Genomic DNA, 5,879 nt, shown 5'->3' with positions numbered 1-5,879 from the left:
GGGCCGCGGCGACGCTGGCCGCCGCGCTGGTCGCGCTCTATCTGGCGCCGCCGGCGCCGCAGGTGTTCGGCAACACCTGGGCGCCGGGCGAGGCCACGATGGAACTGTTCGTGGCGCAGTGGCGCATGGTGCTGCCTATTGCGTTCGCGGTGCTGGCGCTGCGCCTGGGATTGCGGCGCCTTTGCACGCGGCCCTAGCCCTGCTCCAGCCGGTAGAACTGCTGGCTGGCGATCAGCGTCGCGCCGCAGGAGGTCTTCATGCCTTCCAGCGCGGTGCGCCGGTCGGAACTGACGGCGGCCGCGCCCTCGACGATGGTGTGGGTGCCGCCGCATTTTGGGCAGGTGACGCGGTCGCCCAGCCGGGCCATGGGCTGGCCGAAGATCATGACTGTTTCGTCGCCCGTGACCACCACCCCGCCGTGCGAGGTGCGGTCGCCCTTGCGTATCACCGATAGCTGCGCCATGGCTGCCTGTTGCCCTGTCAGTTTGGTTATGTGTGCTTACAGATAGGTGCCGTCAGGAGCCTGCCGCGGCGTGCCGGTGACGAAAGTACCGTCTGGCGCCATGCGGACCGGACCGTCGCCGCCGAGGTAGTGGCCGTCAGGCGCGCGCTGCGGTTTGCCGGCAACATAAGTGCCGTCCGGCGCGCGGGTGATGGGGCCGCCGTCGCCGACATAGGTGCCGTCCGGGCAGCGGCGCGGCTTGCCGTTGATGAAGCGGCCGTCGGGCATCATGTGGAATGACTTGTTCATCGCGCTTCCTTGTCCTGGGGAACCCGCATGATATCCAGGGTCCGTGATGCGTTTTGTAATAGGACGTGTCATCTTCAAACGCAACGCCGTTACAGATATGGGAGGATCGGTCCTCTTCGCGTTGCCCGCCCCAGGGGCGGCGGCCGCGATCCTGCCATCCGACAAGACCAATATGAGCGATATCGACACACTGCTGCAGCCCATTGCGGGCGAGGCGCCTTGCGGCGCCGACCTGGTGTTTTCCGCCGAGTTCGACGCCATACGCGAAGCCCGCCGCCACGATGATCCGAACCTGGACCAAGGCGACTGGGTGATAGCCATCAAAGAGGCCGATTGGCCGGAAGTCATCCGCATCTGCACCACGGTGTTGCACGAACAGAGCAAGGACGTGCGCGTGGCCGCATGGCTGGCCGAGGCCTGGGCCAAGACGCGCGGCTTCGCCGGACTGCGCGACGGCTACCTGCTGGTGGACGGACTGTGCCGCCACTACTGGGAGGGCCTGCATCCCGTGCCGGACGAGGGCGACGTGCAGCAGCGCGTGGGCAATCTGGCCTGGTTGCTGGCGCGCTCGCAACAGTTGATCCGCGAATTGCCGCTGACGCAGTCCGAAGGCGGACGCTACGGCGCGGCCTTGTGGGACAGCGCCTCGCAACTGGCCAACGCGGTCAAGCGCACGCCGCAGAACGCCGCCGAAATCACGCGGGGCAAGCTCACGCTGGACCAGTTCGACGCCGCGCGCCGCGACACGCCGCCGGCTTTTTACTCCGAGCTGGAAGGCAATCTGCAAAGCTGCTTCGGCGCGGTGGACAGGCTGGAACAGACCCTGGCGGAGCGCCTGGGCGACGAAGGTCCGGCCTTCTCGCCGGTGCGGGACGCGCTGCGGGACGTGACCGAACTGACCCGACGCTTCGCCCGCGACGCCGGGCTGCTGGTGCGCGCGGATAGCGCGGCGCCGGCCGCTCCCCCTGCTGAGCCCGCCGCTACCCGGATGGAGCCGACCTTGTCCGCAACTGATCCTGTACCCGCCGCGCCCGCGCCCACACTCGCGCGCGGCCCGCTGCAAACGCGCGACCAGGCGCTGGCCCAGTTGCGCGACGTGGCGGAATTCTTCCGCCGCACCGAGCCTCACAGCCCCGTGGCCTATCTGGCCGACAAGGCCGCCAGCTGGGGCGAGATGTCATTGCACCTGTGGCTGCGCACCGTGCTCAAGAACGGCGACGCGCTGTCCGGGCTGGAAGAGTTGCTGGGCGTGCCCAAGCCGCCGGACCACAACGGCTGAGCGTAGTCATCGCTTGCCTGAGCCGGCCCTGGCGGGCGGGCCTGGCGCCAGGCCCCTAGCGGCTGGCGCGGAATTCGATGCGGCGGTTCTTGGCCCGGCCTTCCGCGGTGGCGTTGGTGGCGAGCGGCTGATCGGGGCCGGCCCCCAGGGTCTCGAAGCGCGCCGGCGGCAGGCCCTTGTCCACGAGGTAGGTCTTGACCGCGTCGGCGCGCGCCTGGCTCAACGCCAGATTGGTGCTGCGGCTGCCGGAACTGTCGGTGTGGCCGATGATCTGCACCTTGTCGCTGTGCAGCCTGGGCACCACGTCCGCCACCTTGTCCAACAGCTCGCGACCGCGCGTGGTGAGCGTGGCGCTGCCGGTCTCGAACTCCACCACGCGGTTGGTCAGGACCTGGTCCAGCAGCCCCTGTTCGTCCTTGCTGGCGGACACGCGCAAGCCGTTGACGATCTTGTAGGTGGGGTTGAGCGAAGTTGCGAAGGCGCTGGCAATCTGCTGGCGCGAGGCTTCATTCTGCACTTCGCCGCGCAGGCGGATCTGGGTGCCGTCGATCTCCAGCTGGCCGCGGTTGATCTGCTTTAGCGGCTGGCCGATGAGCTTGCCGACATGCTCGGACCAGTTGGGCGGGGCGACCACGCCGCCCACGTCGATCTGGTCGATGACGTTGCCCACGCCATACACCTGCTGCAGCCGCGCCAGCACGTCGGCCTTGGTGGCCTCGTCGGGCACGGCGCCGCTGGCCACGACCTGGCCAGGTTGGGGGATGACGTTGGCGGGCACCACCGTGGCCGCGTCCTGGGCCGCGGCCGTGCAGGCATATAGCGCCGCCATGAGCAAAAATGAGTAGCGCATGGTCAGGCTCCGGTAAAGACTTCGAGAAAAGTGTCCAGCGCCAGACGCAAGGACAGGCGCGGCTGGTCCAGGTAGCTGGAAAGCTTGGCCAGGCCGTGGCTGGCCGACACGTGGTTGCGGACCCAGGGCGCGTCTTCCAGCACGATGTGCTGGTCGGCATAGGCCTGCGGCGTGGACAACAGGCTGGCCAGCGTCTGCGGCGAGGCGCCGCGGAAATCCACGGCCAGCCGGTGCTTGCCGGCGATGCGGCCGATAAAGATCGTGATCTCGAAGTCCGCGCGCGACAGGAAGGGCGAGATCAGCGTCATCCAGTAGGCGGCCACCAGGTTGATGTAAAGCGGATCGTCCGGCAGCGGTAGCGACAGGCCCTTGTCCAGCTGCGAGGAGCCGCTGGACATCACCGGCCCCAGCAGGATGCCCAGCGCCAGGATGATGTCGTGCACGCGCGCGGCGTGGCCGTTGCCGCGCAGCATCGCTTCCAGCCGCTCCAGGGTCTGCAGGTCGACGAAAGCGTCGAAGCCGTCGTCGGCTGCCGTGCGGATCTCGCCTTCCAGTTCGTTGAGCGTCTGCAGCGCGGAGGCGGGATCGCCGTCCTGCATCAGCAGGGCGGCGGTGCCGCTCATGCGGTTCCACATGCGGCTGAAGGCGATGGGGCTGCGGGCAATGAAGGCCAGCGGCTTCTGCACTTCCACCGAGGTGGCGGACAGGAAGGGATAGCGGCGGCCCGACAGGTCCTGGCTGGGTTGCAGGTGCCCCGCGATGGCCAGCTTGCCGCGCGATCCCAGGATGGCGAACGGCATGGGCTCGGCCTCGTCGTACAGCGCCTTCCAGTGCGGTTCCTGTGCAAGCATCTCCATGGTGCTGGCGACCCAGGCATCCAGCGTGGCCATCAGTTGCGGATGCGAGGTGTTCTTCACGAAATCGCCGCGGCTGGGAATCTTGCCGAAGTAGGCCGTGCGGAACAAGGGGGACTGCGGGTTGCTCATTGCGGCGCTCCGGGTTGCGTCTGGGCGGAGGATTCGGGAGAGGCGCCGACCACGGACGAGGGCAGGCGCAGGTTGCGCAGGCCCTGGCTGCCGCCGGGCTCGCTGCCGCCGGCGCCGGGCGCCTGGGCGTTGCTGATGATGCGCAGCTTCACCGGCACCGTCACGTTGGATTTGCCCCAGTTCATGTTGAAGCTGCCGTCGGCGTTGGCGGTGCGCTGGGCGGTGGCGATCAGCCGCTCCAGGCCGAAGCGGCCGGGCTCGTTGACGATCTCGACCACGCTGCCGTCAAAGGTGGTGGCGGTGATGCGCGCGCCGGGGGCGCCCTGGGCGTTGGGCCACACGAAGTTGACCCATTGCGGCGGGGTGTTGCGGTAGCGCAGCTGCTGTCCGTCGATTTCGATGGTGTACTCGGTCACGCCGGCCGCGGGCTTGGGCTGGATCTGGAACAGCGTCTGCGGCTGGCTGGCCGCACCGCTGCCGGCCGCGCCGCCGGAGAGCGGCGCCACCCACTGCGCGAAGTTGGCGGTGAAGGTGGGCTGCAGGCTCACGCCCATGTCGCCCCAGGTGCGCGCCGTCAGGATGTCGCCGCGGCGCACGGTCAGGGGTCCCAGCGTGTCGTTGACGTACTTGGCGATGCTGCCCTGCGGGCCGAACACCTGGCCGATCTCGTCGCTGCTGGCCTCTACGCTGGCGCGGCTGGCGAAGGGATATTTCTCCGCCAGCGTCTGGTTGAACGGACGATAGATCTGCGCATTCCAGACCTTGTTCAACTCGGATTCCGCCGGCTGCATGGTCACGGCATAGGCCTGGATCAGGGGGCGCACCAGCAGCGGACGCAGCGTCTCGCGCTGTGTCGCCGACATGCCTGCCAGCATCTGCTCGTCCACCAGCTTCAGCGCGTCGGCCAACTCCGAGTCCTTGCCCTCTAGCGTCTGGCGCATCAGCGTCAGCGCGCCGGGGCCGGGGTCGCCCTGGTTGTTCAGCAGGTTGAAGCGGGTGCGGATCTTCGACAGCGCGCCCATGTAGTTGCCCAGCAGCGACTGGCTGTCGCGCGTGACCACCAGGCGTGCCACGTCGGAGAATTCGCGTCCCACCGGACCCATCGGAATCGCTTCGCCGTTGGCGGCGGTGGCGGGCGTGGCGGACGGCGGCGTCTGGCGCAGGATGACGCGCTTGAACCAGCCGACCACGCCGCTTTGGGCCTGCTGCAGCCCGGCGTTGATCAGCGAGGGGTTGTCCCAGGAGGTCTGCTCATAGGTCGTGTTGATGAGCTTGGCGATGGGCGAGGTCTGCGGATCGCCCAGGCGGTTCATCGCGCCCACCGATTGCTCGAAGCTCGTGAAGGGCTTGATCGTCACGCCGCGCAGGAACTTTTGCCACTCCTCGGCGTACTCGGTCTTGTACATCGTCGCCAGGCTTTTCTGAATCTGCTCGGGGCTGCCTTCCAGCGTCAGGTCGTCGCGGGCATTCACGCCCAGCACCCAGTCGCTGGTCTGCACTTCCTTCTTGGCGGCCTCGCCGATGGCGGGCTGGATGTATTGCTCCCAGGCTTCACGCGTGAAGGTGCCGGGGATGGCGTAGCTGCCGGCGACCACGCCCGCGTCGTTCTCGCCGACGATGCGCGCCACCGTCATGGCCTGGAAGCGGGTGGCGGCGCGCGCCTTGAGGGTGGCGTAGGCGCGTTCGCGCGCCGGCATACCCTGCATCACGGCGCGCAGGCTGCCGCGGGTCTTCTCGACCAGCGCCAGGTTGGTGTCGATCTGGGGCCAGCCTTCGTCCTGTGCGCGGCTGACATAGAACGAGATCAGGCGCTCGGCGCTGCGGATCAGCTGGTCGCGCGGCATGGCGCCGCGATTGGTCTCCAGCCAGCCGCGCCAGAAGCGCGTGATCTGGTCGGACAGGTGCGTGGGGTCGACGTGCTGATGATTCGCCATCATCAGGTAGGTCTTGAGCGCGTTGTAGGCGTCGTCGGCGTTGGTGGGCGAGGCGTCCTGGAACAGAGTGTCGCCGCCC

At 68.2% G+C, this 5,879-nt stretch carries 6 protein-coding genes and 1 pseudogene; 2 read left to right on the top strand and 5 right to left on the bottom strand.

Annotated features, from left to right (window positions below; genetic code table 11):
* Positions 1–197: pseudogene (locus VIR09_RS26630) on the top strand (hypothetical protein); the annotation flags it as partial.
* Here the strand turns inward: VIR09_RS26630 and VIR09_RS26625 are convergent.
* Together VIR09_RS26625 and VIR09_RS26620 are read right to left on the bottom strand one after the other, a co-directional pair.
* A complete protein-coding gene (locus VIR09_RS26625) occupies positions 194–463 on the bottom strand; it encodes a PAAR domain-containing protein (protein WP_088142844.1) in 270 nt (89 codons plus the stop codon). The pseudogene VIR09_RS26630 and the gene VIR09_RS26625 sit on opposite strands and share 4 nt — an antisense overlap.
* 36 nt (positions 464–499) lie before the next feature.
* Positions 500–751 (bottom strand): hypothetical protein, encoded by a 252-nt coding sequence (locus VIR09_RS26620; protein ID WP_332015589.1) that lies wholly within the window; start codon positions 749–751, stop codon positions 500–502.
* A 172-nt stretch (positions 752–923) separates the two neighbouring features.
* Here VIR09_RS26620 and tssA point away from each other — a divergent pair, with 172 nt between their 5' ends.
* Positions 924–2,030, top strand: a complete 1,107-nt coding sequence (gene tssA, locus VIR09_RS26615; RefSeq protein ID WP_332015588.1) for a type VI secretion system protein TssA — start codon at positions 924–926, stop codon at positions 2,028–2,030.
* A 55-nt stretch (positions 2,031–2,085) separates the two neighbouring features.
* Here tssA and VIR09_RS26610 read toward each other — a convergent pair whose 3' ends face one another.
* The 3 genes from VIR09_RS26610 to VIR09_RS26600 form a co-directional block, all read right to left on the bottom strand.
* Positions 2,086–2,880 (bottom strand): OmpA family protein, encoded by a 795-nt coding sequence (locus tag VIR09_RS26610; RefSeq protein WP_207469654.1) that lies wholly within the window; start codon positions 2,878–2,880, stop codon positions 2,086–2,088.
* 2 nt (positions 2,881–2,882) lie between these two features.
* Positions 2,883–3,866: a type VI secretion system-associated protein TagF gene (tagF, locus tag VIR09_RS26605; RefSeq protein ID WP_332015587.1), complete on the bottom strand. Its 984-nt coding sequence runs from the start codon at positions 3,864–3,866 to the stop codon at positions 2,883–2,885.
* Positions 3,863–5,879: ImcF-related family protein (locus tag VIR09_RS26600; protein WP_332015586.1), on the bottom strand; the 2,017-nt coding region annotated here is incomplete at its 5' end. The genes tagF and VIR09_RS26600, both read right to left, overlap by 4 nt.

Origin of the sequence: Achromobacter sp., from assembly GCF_036567245.1 — a bacterium.
Lineage (GTDB): Bacteria > Pseudomonadota > Gammaproteobacteria > Burkholderiales > Burkholderiaceae_B > Achromobacter.
This window is presented reverse-complemented; position numbering and strand designations above follow the sequence as displayed.

Coding starts and splice junctions, on each gene's coding strand:
- VIR09_RS26625 (WP_088142844.1), bottom strand. CDS start 463: ATGGCGCAGCTATCGGTGATACGCAAGGGCGACCGCACCTCGCACGGC.
- VIR09_RS26620 (WP_332015589.1), bottom strand. CDS start 751: ATGAACAAGTCATTCCACATGATGCCCGACGGCCGCTTCATCAACGGC.
- tssA (WP_332015588.1), top strand. CDS start 924: ATGAGCGATATCGACACACTGCTGCAGCCCATTGCGGGCGAGGCGCCT.
- VIR09_RS26610 (WP_207469654.1), bottom strand. CDS start 2,880: ATGCGCTACTCATTTTTGCTCATGGCGGCGCTATATGCCTGCACGGCC.
- tagF (WP_332015587.1), bottom strand. CDS start 3,866: ATGAGCAACCCGCAGTCCCCCTTGTTCCGCACGGCCTACTTCGGCAAG.